The organism is Pseudomonadales bacterium (assembly GCA_041395665.1).
Lineage (GTDB): Bacteria > Pseudomonadota > Gammaproteobacteria > Pseudomonadales > UBA7239 > UBA7239.
Map to the genome: position 1 here is coordinate 33,448 of JAWLAB010000004.1, position 20,023 is coordinate 53,470.

20 protein-coding genes are annotated in these 20,023 nt (G+C 47.7%); all 20 read left to right on the forward strand.

The window, feature by feature from the left end; genetic code table 11:
- Positions 1-2: 2 nt before the first annotated feature.
- The 20 genes from ispG (at position 3) to lpxB (ending at position 20,006) form a co-directional block, all read left to right on the forward strand.
- Positions 3-1,103 (forward strand): flavodoxin-dependent (E)-4-hydroxy-3-methylbut-2-enyl-diphosphate synthase, encoded by a 1,101-nt coding sequence (gene ispG / locus R3E63_06835; GenBank protein ID MEZ5539654.1) that lies wholly within the window; start codon positions 3-5, stop codon positions 1,101-1,103.
- A 24-nt stretch (positions 1,104-1,127) separates the two neighbouring features.
- Positions 1,128-2,399: a histidine--tRNA ligase gene (gene hisS, locus R3E63_06840; protein MEZ5539655.1), complete on the forward strand. Its 1,272-nt coding sequence runs from the start codon at positions 1,128-1,130 to the stop codon at positions 2,397-2,399.
- A 47-nt stretch (positions 2,400-2,446) separates the two neighbouring features.
- Positions 2,447-3,115 carry a tetratricopeptide repeat protein gene (locus R3E63_06845; GenBank protein ID MEZ5539656.1) on the forward strand — a complete coding sequence of 223 codons (669 nt, stop codon included), beginning with the start codon at positions 2,447-2,449 and terminating at the stop codon, positions 3,113-3,115.
- An 11-nt stretch (positions 3,116-3,126) separates the two neighbouring features.
- Positions 3,127-4,311 (forward strand): outer membrane protein assembly factor BamB, encoded by a 1,185-nt coding sequence (gene bamB / locus R3E63_06850; GenBank protein MEZ5539657.1) that lies wholly within the window; start codon positions 3,127-3,129, stop codon positions 4,309-4,311.
- Between the two features lie 15 nt (positions 4,312-4,326).
- Positions 4,327-5,805 carry a ribosome biogenesis GTPase Der gene (der, locus tag R3E63_06855; protein MEZ5539658.1) on the forward strand — a complete coding sequence of 493 codons (1,479 nt, stop codon included), beginning with the start codon at positions 4,327-4,329 and terminating at the stop codon, positions 5,803-5,805.
- 140 nt (positions 5,806-5,945) lie between these two features.
- On the forward strand, positions 5,946-6,686 hold the full coding sequence (rpsB, locus tag R3E63_06860) for a 30S ribosomal protein S2 (GenBank protein MEZ5539659.1): 741 nt from the start codon (positions 5,946-5,948) through the stop codon (positions 6,684-6,686).
- 89 nt (positions 6,687-6,775) lie between these two features.
- Positions 6,776-7,645 (forward strand): translation elongation factor Ts, encoded by an 870-nt coding sequence (gene tsf / locus R3E63_06865; GenBank protein MEZ5539660.1) that lies wholly within the window; start codon positions 6,776-6,778, stop codon positions 7,643-7,645.
- Positions 7,646-7,784: 139 nt separating this feature from the next.
- Positions 7,785-8,522, forward strand: a complete 738-nt coding sequence (gene pyrH, locus R3E63_06870) for a UMP kinase (protein ID MEZ5539661.1) — start codon at positions 7,785-7,787, stop codon at positions 8,520-8,522.
- A 29-nt stretch (positions 8,523-8,551) separates the two neighbouring features.
- On the forward strand, positions 8,552-9,109 hold the full coding sequence (frr, locus tag R3E63_06875) for a ribosome recycling factor (GenBank protein ID MEZ5539662.1): 558 nt from the start codon (positions 8,552-8,554) through the stop codon (positions 9,107-9,109).
- Between the two features lie 24 nt (positions 9,110-9,133).
- A complete protein-coding gene (gene uppS / locus R3E63_06880) occupies positions 9,134-9,874 on the forward strand; it encodes a polyprenyl diphosphate synthase (protein MEZ5539663.1) in 741 nt (246 codons plus the stop codon).
- Positions 9,867-10,688 (forward strand): phosphatidate cytidylyltransferase, encoded by an 822-nt coding sequence (locus R3E63_06885; GenBank protein MEZ5539664.1) that lies wholly within the window; start codon positions 9,867-9,869, stop codon positions 10,686-10,688. The genes uppS and R3E63_06885 overlap by 8 nt, the downstream gene beginning before the upstream one ends.
- Positions 10,685-11,869 carry a 1-deoxy-D-xylulose-5-phosphate reductoisomerase gene (gene ispC / locus R3E63_06890; GenBank protein ID MEZ5539665.1) on the forward strand — a complete coding sequence of 395 codons (1,185 nt, stop codon included), beginning with the start codon at positions 10,685-10,687 and terminating at the stop codon, positions 11,867-11,869. The genes R3E63_06885 and ispC overlap by 4 nt, the downstream gene beginning before the upstream one ends.
- Complete coding sequence (gene rseP, locus R3E63_06895; protein MEZ5539666.1) at positions 11,862-13,247, forward strand: RIP metalloprotease RseP; 1,386 nt, start codon at positions 11,862-11,864, stop codon at positions 13,245-13,247. The genes ispC and rseP overlap by 8 nt, the downstream gene beginning before the upstream one ends.
- Before the next feature lie 83 nt (positions 13,248-13,330).
- Complete coding sequence (gene bamA, locus R3E63_06900) at positions 13,331-15,796, forward strand: outer membrane protein assembly factor BamA (protein MEZ5539667.1); 2,466 nt, start codon at positions 13,331-13,333, stop codon at positions 15,794-15,796.
- A 235-nt stretch (positions 15,797-16,031) separates the two neighbouring features.
- Positions 16,032-16,196 carry a hypothetical protein gene (locus R3E63_06905; GenBank protein MEZ5539668.1) on the forward strand — a complete coding sequence of 55 codons (165 nt, stop codon included), beginning with the start codon at positions 16,032-16,034 and terminating at the stop codon, positions 16,194-16,196.
- Complete coding sequence (locus R3E63_06910) at positions 16,193-16,525, forward strand: OmpH family outer membrane protein (protein ID MEZ5539669.1); 333 nt, start codon at positions 16,193-16,195, stop codon at positions 16,523-16,525. The genes R3E63_06905 and R3E63_06910 overlap by 4 nt, the downstream gene beginning before the upstream one ends.
- Before the next feature lie 2 nt (positions 16,526-16,527).
- Positions 16,528-17,583 (forward strand): UDP-3-O-(3-hydroxymyristoyl)glucosamine N-acyltransferase, encoded by a 1,056-nt coding sequence (gene lpxD, locus R3E63_06915; GenBank protein MEZ5539670.1) that lies wholly within the window; start codon positions 16,528-16,530, stop codon positions 17,581-17,583.
- Positions 17,584-17,614: 31 nt separating this feature from the next.
- Positions 17,615-18,052 carry a 3-hydroxyacyl-ACP dehydratase FabZ gene (gene fabZ / locus R3E63_06920; protein MEZ5539671.1) on the forward strand — a complete coding sequence of 146 codons (438 nt, stop codon included), beginning with the start codon at positions 17,615-17,617 and terminating at the stop codon, positions 18,050-18,052.
- 8 nt (positions 18,053-18,060) lie between these two features.
- Positions 18,061-18,831, forward strand: coding sequence for an acyl-ACP--UDP-N-acetylglucosamine O-acyltransferase (lpxA, locus tag R3E63_06925; GenBank protein ID MEZ5539672.1), 771 nt, complete (start codon positions 18,061-18,063; stop codon positions 18,829-18,831).
- Positions 18,832-18,842: 11 nt separating this feature from the next.
- Complete coding sequence (lpxB, locus tag R3E63_06930) at positions 18,843-20,006, forward strand: lipid-A-disaccharide synthase (GenBank protein ID MEZ5539673.1); 1,164 nt, start codon at positions 18,843-18,845, stop codon at positions 20,004-20,006.
- Positions 20,007-20,023 lie beyond the last annotated feature (17 nt).

Sequence of the window (20,023 nt, forward strand, 5' to 3'; positions counted from 1 at the left end):
CAATGTTGACGGAAAGTCCGATCAAGCGCAGAAAGTCGCGTCAGATCATGGTGGGCAATGTAGCTGTTGGTGGTGATGCGCCGATCGCTGTGCAAAGTATGACGAATACTGAAACAACCGATGTTGCAGCAACCGTTGTGCAAATTCGCCAATTAGAAAATGTGGGCGCAGATATTGTGCGTGTTTCTGTGCCTTCGATGGAGGCTGCGGATGCATTCGGTGTTATTCGTCAACAAGTCCAAGTGCCGTTGGTTGCTGATATTCATTTCGATTACAAAATTGCACTGCGCGTAGCGGACCTCGGTGTGGATTGCTTGCGTATCAATCCAGGCAATATCGGCCGAGAAGATCGCGTGCGTGCCGTGGTGGAAAAAGCACGCGAGAAAAATATCCCTATTCGTATTGGTGTGAATGCAGGTTCTTTGGAAAAAGATTTACAGAAAAAATACGGCGAGCCGAATGCAGATGCGCTGGTGGAATCCGCATTTAGACATATCGATATCTTATACAAAATGGATTTCCATGATTTCAAATTGAGCTTAAAAGCTTCGGATGTTTTTCTGACTGTTGAAGCTTATCGAAAAATTGCTTCTCAAATTGAACAGCCCTTGCATTTGGGTATTACTGAAGCAGGCGCATTGCGTGCAGGTACAGTGAAGTCGTCGGTGGGCTTGGGAATGCTATTGATGGATGGCATTGGCGATACCATTCGTGTGTCGCTGGCGGCAGATCCTGTGGAAGAAATTAAGGTGGGCTTTGATATTTTGAAAAGCCTGCACTTGCGCACCAAAGGCATCAATATCATCGCTTGCCCTAGTTGTTCGCGCCAAAATTTTGATGTAATTCAAACCGTCAATGCATTGGAATCGCGTTTGGAAGATATCAACGATTCACTGGATGTCGCCATCATTGGTTGTTATGTCAACGGACCCGGTGAGGCGAAAGTGGCGCATATTGGTTTGACGGGTAGCTCGCCTAGCAACATGGTGTTTGTTGATGGTAAACCCAGCGTGAAGCTGGAAAACAGCGAGTTGGTGGATTCGTTAGAAAAAATGATTCGCGACAAAGTGGCGCAGCAAGCCGCCGTCATCGCAAAAAGTTAATCAGAAATTTCAGCAAGGTTTTTCGTGGTGAGTAAAATTCAATCGGTTCGCGGCATGAATGATTTGCTGCCGCAAGACTCTCATGTGTGGCAATTTCTTGAAGCAACTGTTGCAGATGTGTTGCGCAGTTATGGCTATCGTGAAATTCGTTTTCCTATTTTAGAAAATACCGCACTGTTTAAGCGCGCAATCGGCGAAGTCACGGATATCGTCGAAAAAGAAATGTATACCTTCGAAGATCGCAACGGCGACAGCCTGACGCTGCGTCCTGAAGGTACAGCCAGTTGCGTGCGTGCCTGCGAGCAAAATGGCTTGCTGTACAACCAAACGCAAAAATTGTGGTATGCGGGCCCTATGTTTCGTCACGAGCGCCCGCAAAAAGGGCGTTTGCGCCAGTTTCATCAAATCGGCGTTGAAGCGTTTGGTTTTGCAGGGCCCGATATCGATGCGGAAATGTTGTTGCTCACCGCGCGGCTTTGGCGTGAATTGGGTTTGACGGATCATGTGTCGCTGCAACTGAATTCTTTAGGTTCCAATGCTGCACGCGCCAATTATCGAGCGGCATTAGTCACTTATTTAGAAAAGTTTGTTGCAGATTTAGATGAGGACAGCAAGCGGCGTTTGCACAGCAATCCCTTGCGTATTTTGGATAGTAAAGATGCTAATACGCAGAAGCTATTGGTTGATGCGCCGCAAATGCAGAATTATTTAGACGATGAATCTCGTCTGCATTTTGATCAACTGTGCGCTGCATTAACACGCGTAGGCGTACCCTTTGAACTCAATTCGCGTTTGGTGCGCGGTTTGGATTACTACAACGCCACCGTGTTTGAGTGGGTGACGCGCTCCTTAGGTGCGCAAGGTACGGTGTGCGCGGGTGGTCGCTACGATGGTTTGGTCGAGCAGCTGGGTGGTAAACCGACGCCTGCCTTTGGTTTCGCCATGGGGGTTGAGCGATTGGCGTTGCTACTGGAAGAAGTAGGTAGTGTGCAGGCGGAATCACCGGATGTGTTTATCGTGTTTTCTGAAACTGCGCTAGGCGATGCGTTGCTGTTGGCTGAGCAGTGCCGCGATGCGTCACCTGAGGCTGTGGTGCTGCTCAATAGTGGCGGTGGCAGTTTCAAAAATCAGTTCAAGCGCGCAGATCGCAGTGGCGCGAACATTGCTTTGGTGCTGGGCGACGATGAGCTGCACAAGCAGGTTGTCGCGGTTAAGTTTCTGCGCGACGAGCGCGAACAGCAGGAAGTACCTTTTGGTACACTGCAAGCCTTTTTACGCCAGCATTTGTCGGCGTAGTTTCCTGATTATTATTGAGTCACTGAGAGAGGAGCGCAAAGCGCATTATGGCGGACTATCAAACCGAAGAAGAACAGGTTGAACTCATCAAAAAATGGTGGCGTGAAAATGGCAGATCAACCCTTGTTGGTGTCGTGATTGCACTGATTGGTTTTTTTGGATGGACGCAGTGGCAGTCTTATCAAGCCAAGCAAACGGAAGCGGCTTCTGATTTATTTCAGCAAATGTTGACGGCAACAGAGTCTGTAGATGGCGCGAAAAAAGTCACTGCGCTGGCGGAGCAATTGCGTAAAGAATATCCGCGTTCTGTTTATGCAGTATTTGCCGGTTTGCGTTTGGCAAAAGATGCTGTGGCAGCGAATAACTTACCGGCTGCAGCACAGTTTTTGGAATGGGTGCAGCAGAATAATGCAGACAACAGTTTGAAGTCCTTGGTGAGCCTGCGTCTTGCACAAGTACAAAATGCACAGAATGAAGGCGATAAAGCCTTGGCTACTTTAAATGGAATTAAAACGGTTGGTGCTGCGTGGGAAGGTGAAGTGGCAGAGTTGCGTGGGGATATTCTTTCAGCGCAAAACAAAGCAGAGGATGCGCGCGCTAGTTATCAAAAAGCCAAACAAGTATTTGATACAGCGAGCAACCGTGAACGCGTATCTATTTTGGAGGTGAAATTATCAATGTTGCCTTCCGCCAAAACTGATACAAAAAGTAAGTGAGAGGGGGCATCGTGAGTCATTCATCCGTCATGAAAGCCATGTTGTCACAGTGCGCGCGCGGCGTTTTGGTTGCAAGTTTGGTAACAACGCTGTCTGCGTGCAGTTTGTTGGAAGATAAAAAGAAAGCTGAAGTGGCTCAGTTGCAATCATTACCCACTGGCACAATTTCGTTAGCAAAGCAGTGGTCGCGCGGTGTGGGAAACCAAGGCGATGATGCCTTGTTGTTGGCGTTAACCCCCGCTGTAGATGGCGGCACAATTTATGCGGCCAATGCGCATGGCGGTGTAGTCGCCATCAGCCGTGCCAGTGGCGATGTGCGCTGGAAAGCGAAAGTTGATGCTGCGTTAGTGGGTGCTGTTGGCGCTGGTGCTGATATGGTGTTTGTTTCAACAGATAACGGTGGCGTCATTGCATTGGATGCCGCCAGTGGCAGTGAACGCTGGCGTGGACAAACCAGCAGCCAAGTATTGGCAGCGCCAGTGACGAATGGCGATGTGGTTGTTGCGCAGTCAACCGATGCGCGCGTACAAGCATTCGATGCGGGTACAGGGCGCGTGCGCTGGTCGTACAAAGCTTCGCAAGCGGTATTAACGCTGCGCGGCAACAGCGCGCCAGTTATTCGTTCTGGCTCGGTGTTCGTGGCATTTGATAACGGCAAAGTGGCAGTGTTGGACGCCAGTACCGGATTGATGCAGTGGGAACGCCGCTTCATTGTGCCCAATGGTCGTACAGAACTAGAGCGCATTATTGATGTGCAAGCTGACCCGCTGTTGACTTCGACGGATGTCATTGTTGCTTCGTATCAAGGTGCAATTGTCGATATCGACCAACAGAGCGGCCAAGTGAAGTGGGAGCAAAAAGCTTCTGTGATGCGCAGTATGGCCAGTGCAGATGATGTGGTGTACATGGTCGAGGGCGATGATTCTGTCAGAGCGCTCAGCATGAATTCTGGAAATGAGTTGTGGAAGTCTAGAGGTTTTGAAAATCGCAGTTTGTCTTCGCCTGCTGTGCTGGGTGCTTATCTTGCGGTAGCTGATAAATACGGTTATGTGCATTTGCTGAAACGCGCTGATGGCGCATATGCAGGCCGCTACAACATTGGTGGCAATGGTGTGCGCGCAGATTTGCAAAGTGATGGCGATACTTTGTATGCCTTGACCGTCAGCGGTAAGTTATACGCACTCAGCGTTAAATAAAAAAAGAGATTATTTGTGTTACCTGTCATTGCGTTAGTCGGTCGCCCCAATGTTGGAAAATCCACATTGTTTAATCGCATCACGCGCACACGCAATGCCATTGTCGCTAATTTTGCAGGTTTAACGCGCGATAGACAGTACGGCGAAGCTTCATTTGAAGGTCGCCGTTTTATTGTGGTAGATACTGGCGGTCTCGGTGAAGAAGAACACGGTATTGATGATGCGATGGCGCATCAATCACTCACGGCCATTGAAGAAGCAGATATTGTTTTATTTTTAGTGGATTGCCGCGCAGGATTGTCGGCAGGTGATGAGTTAATTGCGCGTCATTTGCGTGAAAATCACAAAAAAACTTTTTTAGTGGTGAACAAATCTGACGGTACGGATCCTGATATCGCTACCAGTGAATTTTTTGCTTTAGGTTTTCAAGAAGTGCATCCCATTGCGGCTGCGCATGGTCGTGGCGTGCATCAATTGATGGAAGCAGTTGCGCATTCGTTGTTTCCTGAGTTGGCAGACATTGTAGAAGTTGATGAAGACGACGAATGGGATGGCGACGCAGACGGCGAACGGGGTGCAGAAGATTCTGTTGAGGAAAGTGAAGACAGCACGCAGCCGCGCCGTATCAAAATTGCTATTGTCGGCAGACCGAATGTAGGGAAGTCCACGCTAGTTAACCGCATGTTGGGCGAAGACCGCGTAGTAGTTTTTGATTTGCCCGGCACCACGCGCGACAGTATTTATATCGACTATCAGCGCAACGACGATACTTTTACGCTGATTGACACAGCGGGTATTCGCAAGCGCAAAAATGTGAAAGAAACGATAGAAAAGTTTTCTATCGTGAAAACACTGCAAGCCATCGAAGATGCCAATGTCGTCATTCTGGTGATGGATGCGCAAGAAGGTATCGTTGAACAAGATTTACACCTGCTCGGTCATGTGATTGAGAAAGGTCGAGCACTCGTTGTTGCTATCAACAAATGGGATGGTCTCGACGAAGATCAGCGCAACGAAGTGAAACGCGTGCTGGATCGCCGCATGCAGTTCACGCGTTTTGCGACCACGCATTTCATTTCTGCGCTGCACGGCAGTGGCGTGGGTAACTTGTACGATTCCATCAAGAAAGCCTACAAATCTGCCACGCAAAAACTGAGCACACCGTTCCTGACACGCATCTTGGAAGACGCGGTTTCCTCGCATCAACCGCCTTTGGTCAACGGTCGTCGCATCAAGCTGCGCTACGCCCATGCCGGTGGTCAGAACCCGCCCTTGATCGTGATACACGGCAATCAGGTGGATAAGGTGCCGGATCACTATCGGCGCTATCTCGAAAATGTCTATCGCGATGTGTTGCAGATGTCGGGTACGCCGCTGCGCATTGAATTCAAAGGCGGCGACAACCCTTATGAGGGCAAGCGCAATACGCTGACGCCGCGCCAGTTGCAGAAGCGCAAACGCTTGGTTAAACACCTCAAAAAACGGGACAAATAACCACCTCCTGTGGTATAAAGCCCGCCCGCTCCGGCATGGGGTCGGCGCGGATCAACGACTCACACAACTCGTCACATCAATCTGGGTGCCCTACGGGGTAGGTTGATGGGGGCTGTGGTGGCTTAACCCGAGAGGAAACTATGGCCAATATCAGCATGACAGACCTGCTGCAAGCAGGTGCGCACTTCGGACACCAGACGCGCTACTGGAATCCAAAAATGGGCAAATATATTTTTGGTGCCCGCAACAAAATTCACATCATCAATCTTGAGCACACCGTGCCTGCTTTTAACGAAGCCTTGGCATTGGCGCGCGATTTATCTTCCAAGCGCAACAAAATTTTGTTTGTTGGTACTAAGCGCGCCGCAGCAAAAGTAGTTGCTGAACAAGCGTCTCGCGTGGGTATGCCTTACGTCAGCCACCGCTGGTTGGGCGGCATGTTGACTAACTACAAAACCATTCGCACTTCTATCAAACGCTTTCGTGAATTGGAAAAGCAGTCACAAGACGGCACTTTCAATTTGCTGACAAAAAAAGAAGCTTTGATGCGTACGCGCGACATGGAAAAATTGGAACTCGCGATCGGTGGTATCAAAGACATGGGCGGTTTGCCTGATGCATTGTTCGTTATCGATGTGGATCACGAGCGCATTGCGATCACTGAAGCGAACAAGTTGGGTATTCCTGTTATCGGTATCGTGGATACTAATAGCGATCCATCCGGTGTTGATATCGTAATCCCCGCTAACGACGATGCATTGCGCGCAGTGAAGTTGTATGTCACTGCCATGGCAGATGCTTGCGCGGAAGGCTTAGAGCGCGCCGGTAACGCACCACAAAACAAAGATGAATTTGTTGAAGTGGATGGCGAACAAGCCTAATTCAATCATTGTTTGATGATTGCAAAGAAAGGGGGCGCGTCCCCCTTTCTGGTTTTTGAACATTCATAGATTAAAACGAGGAATAGACAATGGCAGAGATTTCAGCATCCAGCGTAAAAGAACTGCGTGAGCGCACTGGTCTTGGCATGATGGAGTGCAAAAAAGCACTGGTGGAAGCCAACGGCGATATCGAAGTGGCTATCGATAATTTGCGTAAATCCGGTCAAGCAAAAGCTGCTAAAAAAGCAGGTAATATTGCGGCCGACGGCGCTATCGTTATCGCCAATAACGGCAAAACCGCTATCGTGTTGGAAGTGAATAGCCAAACCGATTTCGTTGCTAAAGATGAAAACTTTACAGCTTTTGCTAACAAAGTGGCTGAAGTGGCATTGGCTGCACGAGAAACGAATGTGGAAAAAATTGCCGCACTGGATTTCGGTGGTCAAACAGTTGAAGAAGCGCGTGTTGCTCTCGTGCAAAAAATTGGTGAAAACATCCAAGTGCGTCGCGCTGAGTTGGTCGAAGGCGCAGTATTGGCTGCTTATCGTCACGGCATCAAAATTGGTGTTGTGGTTGCGATGGAAGGCGGCAGTGAAGATTTGGCACGCGATGTGGCCATGCATGTTGCTGCGGCGAAACCAGAAGCGGTCTCTGCGGAAGATGTATCGCCAGCAGTTATTGCCAAAGAGCGCGAAATTGCCGCAGCGAAAGCTGCTGAGTCTGGCAAGCCAGCTAACATCGTTGAAAAAATGGTGGAAGGCGCGGTGAAAAAATACCTCTCTGAAGTGTCTTTGGTTGAGCAGGCGTTTGTTAAAGAGCCGGACATGAAAGTGGGTGAGTTGTTGGCAAAAAACAGCGCTAAAGTCACTCGTTTCATTCGCTTGGAAGTGGGCGAAGGTATTGAGAAAAAAGAAGTAGATTTCGCGGCGGAAGTAGCAGCAGCTGTTGCTGCTAAGTAATTTCAAAGCAAATCAGAAAACGGCGAAGTTGGGCAACCTGCTTCGCCGTTTTTGTTGGTGGCTTTTGTCGGGTTTGCGGCTGAAATATCCCACCCCATGCACTAGAATGTGTGCCACTTTTCTTTGACGGATTAAGCCGATGACCTCTGGCAAGGACAGAAAATACAAGCGCATCCTGCTCAAGCTGAGCGGCGAAGAACTCATGGGGCAAGAGGGCTTTGGTATTGATCCCAAAGTGCTCGACAAAATGGCTCTGGAGATTGGTCAGCTCGTGGGCATTGGCGTGCAGGTCGGTTTGGTTGTTGGTGGCGGTAACCTATTTCGTGGTGCGGCGCTGTCGGCAGCGGGGCTTGATCGCGTCACTGGCGACCACATGGGTATGCTCGCGACTGTAATGAACGGTCTCGCACTGCGCGATGCACTGGAGCGCAGCAATATCCAGAGCCATGTGATGTCAGCTATCCCCATGAGCGGCGTGGTGGAGCACTACGATCGTCGTCGCGCGATTCGTTACCTAGAGCAGGGCGAAGTGGTGATTTTTGCCGCAGGCACGGGCAATCCTTTTTTTACTACAGATTCTGCTGCGTGTTTGCGCGGCATCGAAGTCAACGCCGAATTGGTTCTCAAAGCAACGAAAGTTGATGGCGTTTATGACATGGATCCCATGAAAAATCCCAATGCCAAAATGTACGAGCGTTTAACGTACGACGAAGCGTTAGACAAAAAATTAGGTGTGATGGATTTAACCGCGATTTGTTTGTGCCGTGAACACAATATGCCTGTACGCGTATTTCGTATGTCTAAAGTGGGTGCACTGTTGAATATTGTGGTCGGCGGCAATGAAGGCACGCTGATGATTGAAAAGTACAGTGATTAAATAAGAAAGCTATTAGAGAGTGCATCACTATGATTAATGACATCAAAAAAGAAGCCGAAGAGCGCATGAAAAAAAGTATTGAGGCTTTGTCTCATGCTTTTAATCGCATTCGTACCGGTCGCGCACATCCAAGTATTTTGGAAGGTATTGTCGTGAATTATTACGGTGCAGATACGCCGTTGCAGCAGTTGGCGAATATCAATGTGGAAGATGCACGCACGCTATCCATCACGCCTTGGGAAAAAGCCGTGGTGCCAGCCATTGAAAAGGCCATCATGATTTCTGATTTAGGCTTGAATCCCAACACTGCAGGTGCAGTGATTCGCATTCCAATGCCGGCATTAACGGAAGAAACGCGCAGAAACTTTATCAAACACGCTAAAGCGGAAGCCGAAACAGCGCGCGTTTCGGTGCGTAATATTCGCCGCGATGCCAATGCACAGCTCAAAGATTTGTTGAAAGAAAAAGCGATCAGCGAAGATGATGATCGCCGCGCGCAAGATGAAGTGCAGAAAATCACCGATAAGTACATTGCTGAAATTGATAAGGCGTTCTCGGTGAAAGAGAGAGATTTGACAGAAATTTAAATCTGTCGAGATATTGAAGCGCGTATGACAACTCCTGCTGTGAAATCTGCAAAATTGCAGCACATTGCTCTGATTATGGATGGCAATAATCGCTGGGCAAAACAGCGTAGTTTGCCCGGTGTGGCTGGCCACAAGAAAGGTGTTGAACGGGTGCGTGATGTGCTCGGTGCTGCAAAAGATGCAGGAGTGCCTTACATAACCGTTTTTGCTTTTAGTTCAGAAAACTGGCAGAGACCATCGAAAGAAGTGGATGCATTGATGGGTTTGTTCTCGCTGTATCTTTCTAATGAAAAGAAAAAAATGAAAGAGGAGAGTGTAAGCCTGAGGGTTATTGGTGATCGCACTCGGTTTTCGCCAAAATTATTGAAGCTTATTGATGAGGCTGAAGCGTTTACTGCTGGTGGTGAACGCGTGCTGTCGATTGCTGCCGATTATGGTGGTCGTTGGGATATCACCAATACGGCAAGAAAATTGGCGGAAGCTTGTGTGCGTGGTGATATGACGCCAGCCGACATTGATGAGCAGTTGGTCAATCGAACCATGAGTTTGGGTGATTTACCGCCAGTGGATTTATTGATACGCACCGGTGGTGAAAAGCGCATCAGTAACTTTTTGCTGTGGCATGCTGCTTATGCTGAACTGTATTTTTCGGATTTGTTTTGGCCCGATTTTGATGCGGATGCGATGCGCGTTGCCATCAGTGATTTCTATACGCGCCAACGCCGTTTTGGTTTGTCTGGCGATCAGGTAAGTGCCGGTGCTTAAAACACGAATCATCACGGCGTGTTGTTTGGCGGCTGGATTGGCTGTTGTATTGTTGTTATTTTCATTTCACGCTTTTGTTGCACTGTTCTCATTGATTTTTTTGGTAGCTGCTGGCGAGTGGGCCAATATGGTGGGTTTGGCACAGCGTGGCCAGCAAGTTGCTTATGCTGGTGTGATGGCTTGTGCGATGTTGGCTTTGTTTTTTTTAGACGCGTATCAGGCGGGAAGTGTTTTAACTGTCAGTTTAGCTTTGTCTGTATTGGGCTGGGTTTTAACATTTGTTGCTGTTCGTCGTTATCCCAATGTCAAACTATTCGAGCATCCTAATGTTTTGTTGTTTTTAGGATTTTGGTTGTTACTGCCGGCTTGGCTTGGCATGTTGTTTTTGCAGCCTTTAGTGGCGCACAGTGGTTTAGTTTGGTTGGTGATTGCCATTATTGCAGCAGCCGATATTGGCGCTTATTTTGCGGGTCGTCGTTTTGGAAAACATAAGTTGGCAGAGCGTGTCAGCCCAAATAAAACATGGGAAGGTTTTTGGGGTGGTGTTTTAGCGAATATTGTTTTAGCTGTGTTGGTGGCTGTGTTTTGTAATGTAAGCGTACTCAAAAGCTTTGTGTTGATTGTATCTGTGATGCTCATTTCTTGCGCTTCTGTGCTGGGAGATTTGTTTGAAAGCATGGTGAAGCGTGCGCGCGGTATTAAAGACAGCAGTCAATTGTTGCCAGGGCACGGCGGCGTGATGGATCGTATCGACGGCTGGACAGCGGCTGTGCCTGTGTTTGCTTTGCTGTATTTGTGGGGCGCTGTGTTATGAGTGCTGTGCAGTCCATTACTGTTTTGGGTTCCACCGGTTCTATTGGCGTTAGCTCTTTGGATGTGGTCGCACAGCATCCCAATCGCTACAAAATTTTTGCGCTAACCGCCAATCAGCGTATTGATGTTTTGCTCGCGCAGTGCAAACAGTTTGTGCCGCAGTTTGCTGTAGTGGCGGATGTCAATGCAGCAGAGAAATTTGCACAAATGTTGCAGCAAGCTGGATTGGCGACAGAGGTGTTGTCTGGTGTAGACGGCTTAGAGTTTGTCGCTGCGCATCAATCTGTTGATACAGTGATGGCGGCAATTGTGGGTTTTGCTGGCTTGGCGCCCACGCTGGCTGCTGTGAATGCTGGCAAAAAAATCCTGCTGGCAAATAAAGAAGCTTTAGTATGTGCTGGGCATTTATTTGTGCAGGCGGTGCAAAAATCTGGTGCAACGCTGTTGCCTATCGACAGCGAACACAATGCTATTTTTCAGTGTTTGCCTTACGGGAAATCTTTGCAGGATGCCGGTGTTAATCGTTTAATTTTGACAGCATCCGGCGGACCATTTCGCCATGCATCGTTAGAAGAAATGCGTGCTGTAACGCCGCAACAAGCGTGTGCACATCCCAATTGGAGCATGGGGCAAAAAATTTCTGTCGATTCTGCAACGATGATGAATAAAGGTTTGGAGTTGATCGAAGCGTGTCGCTTGTTTGATATTGCACATGACAAAGTGGACATTGTGGTGCATCCGCAAAGCATCGTGCATTCGATGGTGGAATATGTGGATGGCTCCACGCTCGCGCAATTAGGCTGTCCTGATATGCGCACGCCAATTGCGTACGGTTTAGCGTGGCCTGAACGCATTGATGCTGGCGTGCAGCGTTTGAATTTTGCTTCTGCTATGCAACTGGAGTTTTTTCCGCCAGATGAAGTGCGCTTTCCTGCGTTGCGTTTAGCGCGCGAAGTCTTACAAAAAGAAGGCAGTGCGCCAGCCGTTTTGAATGCAGCGAACGAAGTGGGAGTGGCCGCATTTTTGGCAGAGCAGTTACCGTTTACAGGCATTGTTGAAGTGGTTGAGCGCGTGTTGTGTGCGTTGGCTGATCTCCCTGTTGCGCCTGATATAGCAGCTTTGATTGCTGTCGATAGCAAGGCGAGAGCGCAAGCCGAATACGAGGTGGCAAGTTATGGCTGATGCAACCGCGATTTGGCAATCCATGGCAGGATTTTTTTGGTCAACTGGTGCTTTTATTGTGGCGATTGCTGTTTTGGTCGCTGTGCATGAGTTTGGTCATTTCTGGGTTGCCCGTAAGTTGGGCGTCAAAGTCTTACGGTTTTCCATTGGCTTCGGAAAAGCATTGTGGTGCCGCACAGATAAAACGGGCTGTGAGTTTGTGGTAGCTGCTATCCCTTTGGGTGGCTATGTCAAAATGCTGGACGAGCGCGAAGCGCCTGTCGCTGAGGCTGAATTGCATTGCAGCTTTAATCGCCAACCTGTGTGGAAGCGCAGCTTGATCGTACTGGCCGGGCCTATGGCTAATTTTTTGCTGGCCGCTATTTTATTCTCGATACTGTTTTCTGGCAGTCAGCTGAGCTTGGCACCGACTGTCGGTAAAGTTACGCCCGATTCATTGGCCGCGCGTGCTGGCATGCAAGCAGGGCAAGAAATCATTGCTGTGGATGGTGTTGCAACTGTTTCTCGGGCCGATGTTTTGGAGGCGTTGATTGCTCGTATTGGTGATACGGGTGATTTGGCAATCACTGTGCGCTTTGCCGAGAATGAAACAACCTATGAATTGTTGGTTGGGCTACAGAGTTGGTTGGCCGATACAGAGGTGCCGGATCCCATTGCAGGGTTGGGATTCCAGTTTTATGAACCACCTTTTGTACTGGTGCGCGATGTGCTGCCAGAAGGTAGGGCAGCACAGGCTGGGCTACGAGCCGAAGATGTGATTGAAACGCTGGATGGCCAAGCGGTTGAAGGGATTGAAACTTGGCTTGGAAGCGTGCGAAGCAAGCCAGAGCAAGCGCTAAAGTTGGGTGTGCGCCGCGAAGGTGTATTGAAGGAGATAGTCGTAAAGCCGGCAAAAGTTATTGATTCAAAAGGGGAAGTTATAGGTCAAATTGGTGCGCAAATTGGCTCTCCTCCCATGGATGAGCGTTACATTCGCTATACGCGTAAGTCACCATTACAGGCTTTGCACCAAGGCATTACAGAGACTCTCAGCCAGTCAAAGCTTTTGTTGGTTACGCTACAAAAGTTGTTTGTTGGACATCTGTCACCAAAGAACTTGAGTGGTCCCCTCGGCATTGCTAAAGTGGCCGGCGATTCGGCGGAGCACGGCTTGGCTGTGTTTTGCCGTATGCTTGCCGTTCTTAGCATTAATTTGGGTGTCGTGAATTTGCTGCCCATCCCCGTGTTGGATGGCGGCTTGCTGCTGCTCTATTTGATCGAGGCAGCTAAAGGCAGTCCTGTGCCAGAGAAAGTTCAGTTATTAGGTACTCAAATTGGCATGGCATTAATAGCCAGTTTGATGGTGTTTGCTATTTATAACGATGTGTTGCGCTTGTAGCTGTACGCCGTTGTGTTGAGAAAATAAAGCGTTGATTAATGTGTTTGCGCTTGGGTGCAAACAAGGGATTCTGAGTGATTGAGATGTTGAAAAAACTAGTATTGTTAGCTGGGCTGTTAATGGCTTTGGCTGCGTCTGTTGTACATGCGGAAGGCACCTTCAAAATTGCAGATATTCGTATCGACGGTTTGCAACGCGTTTCACCAGGTTCTGTGTTTGCTGCGCTACCTGTTAGTACCGGTGATGAAATCGAATTCAGTCAACTACAAGAATTAACGCGTGCATTGTTTCGTACGGGCTACTTTGACGATATTCAAATTAATCGCGATCACGATGTGTTGGTTATTAAAGTGGTGGAGCGCCCAACCATTGCGGAAATTAGTATTTCTGGCAACAAGTTGATCAAAACGGAAGAATTAAGTAGTGCCTTAAAAAAAGCGGGCATGACAGAAGGGCAAATCTATAAGCCATCAACACTTGAGGCGATGGGTTCTGAATTAGAAAGGCAGTATGTCGGTCAAGGGCGTTACGGTGCAAAAGTAAAAACAGAAGTGCGCGAGTTGCCGCGTAATCGAGTCGGTATTTCTATTGGGATCGACGAAGGAGAAGTGGCGCGTATCAAGGCTATTAATATTATCGGTAACAGCGTTTTCGCCACAGAAGATTTATTGGATTTGTTTCAGTCTGAGCCTTCAAATTGGTTGTCGTGGGCTACTAGTAATGACAAATATGCTCGTGAAAAAATGGAGGGAGATTTAGAGCGGTTGCGTTCTTATTATATGGATCGTGGCTATTTGCGTTTCGATATTGAGTCCACGCAAGTGTCTTTGTCTGATGATAAAGAGGCTATTTTTATTACAGTGAATATTCATGAAGGTGATGTTTATACGGTCAGCCAAATTGATTTTTCTGGTCAGCTGATTGTGCCGGAAGAAGAAATGCACAGCTTAGTGACATTAAAGCAGGGCGAAACTTTTTCACAAGTTAACTTGACTAACTCGCAGACGGCACTTTCAAAGCGTTTGGGAAGTGAGGGGTACACCTACGCTGAGGTGAAATCCATTCCTGAAAGAAACGAAGCGGATAAAACAGTAAAAATTACTTTCTCCGTCATTCCGCATCATCGTGTTTATGTCAATCGAATCAACTTTAGAGGTAACACGAAAACTTCAGATGAAGTGTTGCGTCGAGAAATGCGTCAAATGGAATCTGCAACGGCTGATTCTTCAAAAATTGAGCAGTCAAAAACGCGTTTGGAGCGTCTGGGGTATTTTAAAACGGTTGATGTGAAAACAACGGATGTGCCGGGAACCGGTGATCAAATCGATGTGGAGTACGCAGTAGAAGAGCAGCCTTCTGGCAGCATCGGTGCAAGTATCGGTTTTGCACAAGGATCGGGATTGATTCTGGGTGGAAGTATTCAGCAGGATAATTTCTTGGGAACAGGGAAAAAAGTTGGCTTAAATATCAGCACCAGCTCTTACATGGACCAAATCAGTTTTTCTTATATGGATCCTTATTACACGGCAGATGGAGTTAGTCGCGGTTTTAATGTGTATTACACCTCTCGTGATTTAGAAAACTACAACGTTGCTGATTATTCAGTCGATAGTTACGGCGTAGATATGAATTTTGGATACCCTATTTCTGAAATTGAAAGATTGGGCTTTGGTGTGGGCTATGTACACAACTCTATTAAAGTAGGCTCTTCTCCCCCACAGGAAATATCTGGTACTCCTGCATCGATTCCAGATCCTAGTATTCCCTATGTTGATCAATCATGCTTGTCTGATCTCACTACTTGTGCGCCGCAGTCACCTGTTGACGGTGTGTACACGGGTATGACGGCTGGACCCGCTTACAAAGGCTTCTTGGATCGCCATGGAAATAGCTTTGATGACATCAAATTAACGGCAACATGGAGCCAGTCCACGCTCAATAAAGCTAAATTACCCACGAGTGGTTTTTCACAGAGCCTTGCATTTGAAGGAACCGCTCCTGGTATTAGTGATCTTGAATATTTCAAAGCGGTTTATCGCGGTCAGGTCTTTAAGCCGCTTAACGATAAATACACGCTGAGATTCCGTGGGCGTTTTGGTTTTGGTGCCGGCTATGGCGGTACGGACGAGTTGCCCTTTTTTGAAAACTTTTATGCAGGTGGATTTGGCTCGGTTCGTGGGTATAAGCGAAATACATTAGGGCCGCGCGGAACACCTGCTCGTGCGTATCAATACGCGGTCATGCCTGATGGGCAGTTAGCCTATGTTGCGAGAACTTCTGCTTCAGGCGATGAAACCCTGGTAGAGGGCATTTCCTACGACGGCAATGATGATCCTGTTGGTGGAAATGTTGTCATAGACGGCAGTGTTGAACTGATTGTTCCCACGCCGTTTGTGAAGGATCAATCCTCTATGCAGACTTCAGTATTCTTTGATTTTGGTAATGTATACGACACCACTTGTAGTGATGCAGTGCCCACTATTGTTGGCGCTAATGTCGTCGAGACCTTACGGTGGCAAACAAGTCAATTGCTCTGGCTTGAGCTTTAGCCCCGGAGATTTGCGCTATTCAACTGGTGTTGGCTTGACATGGGTGACTGGTTTTGGACCGCTGATGTTTAGTGTGGCGAAGCCGCTGAATGCGGGTAGCGATGATGAGTCCGAGGTGTTCCAATTCTCAATGGGGCAAACTTTCTAAAAAAGTCACGATTTCTTGATGTTGTTTTGTGTAGCATGAACGGCTGTTTTTTTAACTGATGTAATGTGGGGTTGTACTGTGAAAAGAATGATGAGAACGGTAGTTGCTGTTGTTGCTTTGATGTCTGTATCAGTAGTATTTGCTGATGGTGGTAAAGTGGCTGTACTAGATGTGCAAGAAGCTATTTTGAATACCAGCATGGCTAAATCTGAAATGAAAGCTTTTGAAGCGCGCTCAGATATTTCAAAATGATCAATGATGCAGAAAAACTCAAAAAAGATATTTCCAATTTGCGCACAGACCTTGAGAAAGGTGGTAGTCAAGAAAAACAAAAAACAATTGAATTCAAGCAGGCTGATTTTGAATTGATTGTGCGTAAATTGAATGCAGAACGTCAGGTAGCTGGTAAGCGTTTAATGGATAACATTGGTCCTCGTTTAGAAAGTGCAGTAAAAAGCATTGTCGATTCTGAAGGTATTGGCCTGTTGTTAGATAGAAAAGCAGTCATTCATGCCAATGGATCTTTCGATATCACGGCAAAAGTGACAGATAAATTAAATACATCATCCAGTAAGAAATAAAAATGTCGCGAGGATATACGCTCGCTGAGATTGCCGAGCGTCTCTCCCTAACTTTATCGGGAGTTTCGGCGCTCGATGCAAGCCAGCGAGTTGTTCGCGGCCTTGCAACACTCGCTGCTGCAAATAATGAGCGTGTCAGTTTTTTTTCAAATCCAGCTTACCGTAACCAACTGCAATCAACGCAAGCGGCCGCCGTCATACTCAAATCTGAATTGGTTGCAGATTGCCCAGTACCTTGTTTGATTTCTGAAAATCCCTATCTGGACTATGCGCGACTCTCTTCGTTGTTTGCTGAGGCGCCCTATACAAATGTAGGTATTCATCCTAGCGCTGTTGTGGCCGCATCGGCTCAAGTCGCAACGACGGCTGTTATTGGTGCGCACTGTGTGGTTTCTGAAAATGCAGTCATCGGCAACGGTGTTGTGCTTGGAGCTGGCTGTTTTGTTGGGAGAGGTAGTACCGTTGGTGCGAATAGCTTGATACACCCGCGCGTGACGATATATCACAATGTACAAGTTGGTGAGAATTGCATTCTGCATAGTGGAGTTGTTATTGGTGCAGATGGATTTGGTTTTGCCCCCAATTTTTCTGATCAAGAAAGCAATGGTTGGCAAAAAATTCATCAATTGGGTGGTGTGGTAATTGGTAACCGTGTTGAGATTGGTGCGAACACTTGTATTGATCGCGGTGCATTGGATGATACCGTGATTGAGGATGGCGTTATCATCGATAACCTTGTGCAAATTGCGCACAATGTGAAGATTGGTAAGTACACGGCCATCGCGGCCTGCACGGGCATCGCTGGCAGTACAGAAATTGGTGAACATTGCACGATTGCTGGAGCGGTGGGTATTGTCGGGCATTTGCGTATTGCTGATCGTGTGCACATCACCGCAAAAAGTTTGGTGACTGGTTCGATTACAGAAGCGGGCTCATATTCATCGGGAACCGCGCTGACAAAAACAGCCGCTTGGCGCAAAAGTGCAGTGCGGTTTTTACAGTTGGAGTCTTTGTTTCAGCGCGTGCGAGCACTCGAAAATAAACGCAATCATTCGTAGTTTTTACGATTTATAAAAGGTAATAAATATGTTGATGGATGTAAAAGAAATTCGCGAATATTTGCCGCATCGCTATCCATTTCTTTTGGTGGATCGCGTTGTGGAGTTGAAAGAGGGCGAATCGATTGTTGCTTTCAAAAATATCACCATCAATGAGGCTATTTTTAATGGCCACTTTCCCGATATTCCGGTATTTCCTGGCGTTTTAATTATTGAAGCAATGGCGCAGGCTGCTGGTATTCTTGGCTTCAAAACCATGAATAAAAAGCCGCAGGACGGTTCTATTTATTATTTTGTCGGTGCGGATGATGTGCGCTTCAAGCGCCCTGTTGTACCGGGGGATCGCTTGCGTTTGGAAGCGAGTATTATTTCTGAGAAGCGTGGTATTTGGAAATTTGCTTGCCGCGCTTTTGTTGATGATGAGTTGGCCAGTGAAGGCACTATTTTGTGTGCTGATCGCAAAGTGTGAGCGCAGTAATGATTGATCCTCGTGCCATTGTTGATCCTCAAGCACGTCTAGCCAACGATGTAAAGGTCGGGCCGTGGACAATCATCGGGCCTGGTGTAGAAATTGGCGAAGGTACAGAAGTTGCCTCGCATTGTGTTTTGAAAGGCCCAACCGTTATTGGCAAACACAATCGCATTTTTCAATTTTCAACGGTGGGCGAGGATACGCCAGATTTGAAATACCGCGGTGAAGAAACGCGTTTAGTGATTGGCGATCACAATGTGATTCGTGAAGGCGTCACGATTCACCGCGGTACGATTCAAGACCGTGCTGAAACAACGATTGGCAACCATAATTTGTTGATGGCGTATGTGCATGTCGGGCATGACAGTGTGATTGGCGATCATACAATTTTGGTCAATAACACAGCGTTAGCTGGCCATGTGCGCGTGAATGACTGGGCAATATTGGGCGGCTATACACTGGTGCATCAACGCGTCAGCATTGGCGCGCACGCATTTACCGGCATGGGAACTGCTGTGGGCAAAGACATTCCTGCCTTTGTGTTGGCGTATGGTAATCCTGCAGAAGCGCGCGGAATTAATCTCGAAGGCTTAAAGCGACGCGGCTTTACGCGTGAACAATTGACAGTGCTTAATCGTGCATACAAAGCAGTTTATCGTGAAGGTTTAACGCTGGAAGAGGCGCTGTCTGAGTTGGAAGTCATGCATTCTGATTGCCCGCCGCTCGATATTTTTATTGAATCTTTGCGCGGATCAACGCGTGGCATTGTTCGTTAGTTGAATATTTTGTGAGTGCTAGAAACTTTCGTGTGGGAATTGTTGCTGGCGAAGCTTCTGGCGACATTCTTGGCGCAGGCTTAATTCGAGCACTGCGTGAGTGTTATCCCGGCTTGCAAGTAGAAGGTATTGGCGGTCCATTGATGTTGGCGGAAGGCTGTCACAGCTTTTTTGCTCAAGATCGTCTGGCTGTGATGGGTTTAATTGAACCACTCAAACGCCTGCCAGAGTTATTGCGCATTCGACGATTTCTGCGTGAACATTTTTTGGCAAATCCGCCGGATGTTTTTATTGGTATTGATTCGCCTGATTTTAATATGTCGCTGGAAGAGTCTTTGTGTGTAGCGGGTATTAAGACGGTTCATTATGTCAGCCCTTCTGTATGGGCTTGGCGACAAGGTCGCTTAAAGAAAATTGCTCGCGCGACAGATTTAGTTCTAACACTTTTCCCTTTTGAAGAAAAATTTTATCGCGATAACGCAGATCGCTATCCTTCGTTGCGTGCTGTTTGTGTTGGACATCCCTTGGCGGATAGCATTCCTATGGAGAGTGACAGTCAGCAGGCGCGAGTAGCTTTATCTATCTCAAGTTCAGCAACAGTGGTTGCATTACTGCCAGGCAGTCGTGCGGGTGAAGTGGAACGCATGGGGCGTTTATTTTTAGATGCCGCGCGTTGTTGCATTCAGAGAGAAAGAAAATTGTTGTTTGTGATGCCTGCTGCGAATGCTGCGCGTCGGGAGCAATTACAGGCGATGCTGGCAGATTACTCCGATTTAACTGTGCAATTGGTGGATGGTCAGTCACAGTTGTGCATGGCAGCGAGTGATATCGTATTAATGGCGTCAGGCACTACAACATTAGAAGCAATGTTGTTGAAGCGGCCGATGGTAGTGGCGTACAAAATGGCTCGATTGTCATACGCCATTATTTCGCGCTTGTTAAAAGTACCTTATGTGTCACTGCCTAACTTGTTGGCGAATAAGTCGTTAGTGCCAGAATTTTTGCAGGATCAAGCAACAGCAGAAAATTTAGCTAGCGCACTGCTCGACATATTGCGTGCGCCAAATAAAGTGGTTGATATGCAGCAGGCGTTTGTTGAGATCCACAAAGATATTCGTCGCGATGCCAGCAGAGCGGCAGCTCGTGCAATCATCGATTTGCTGCCAAAAGCGTAATTGTTGAGATTGCCAGG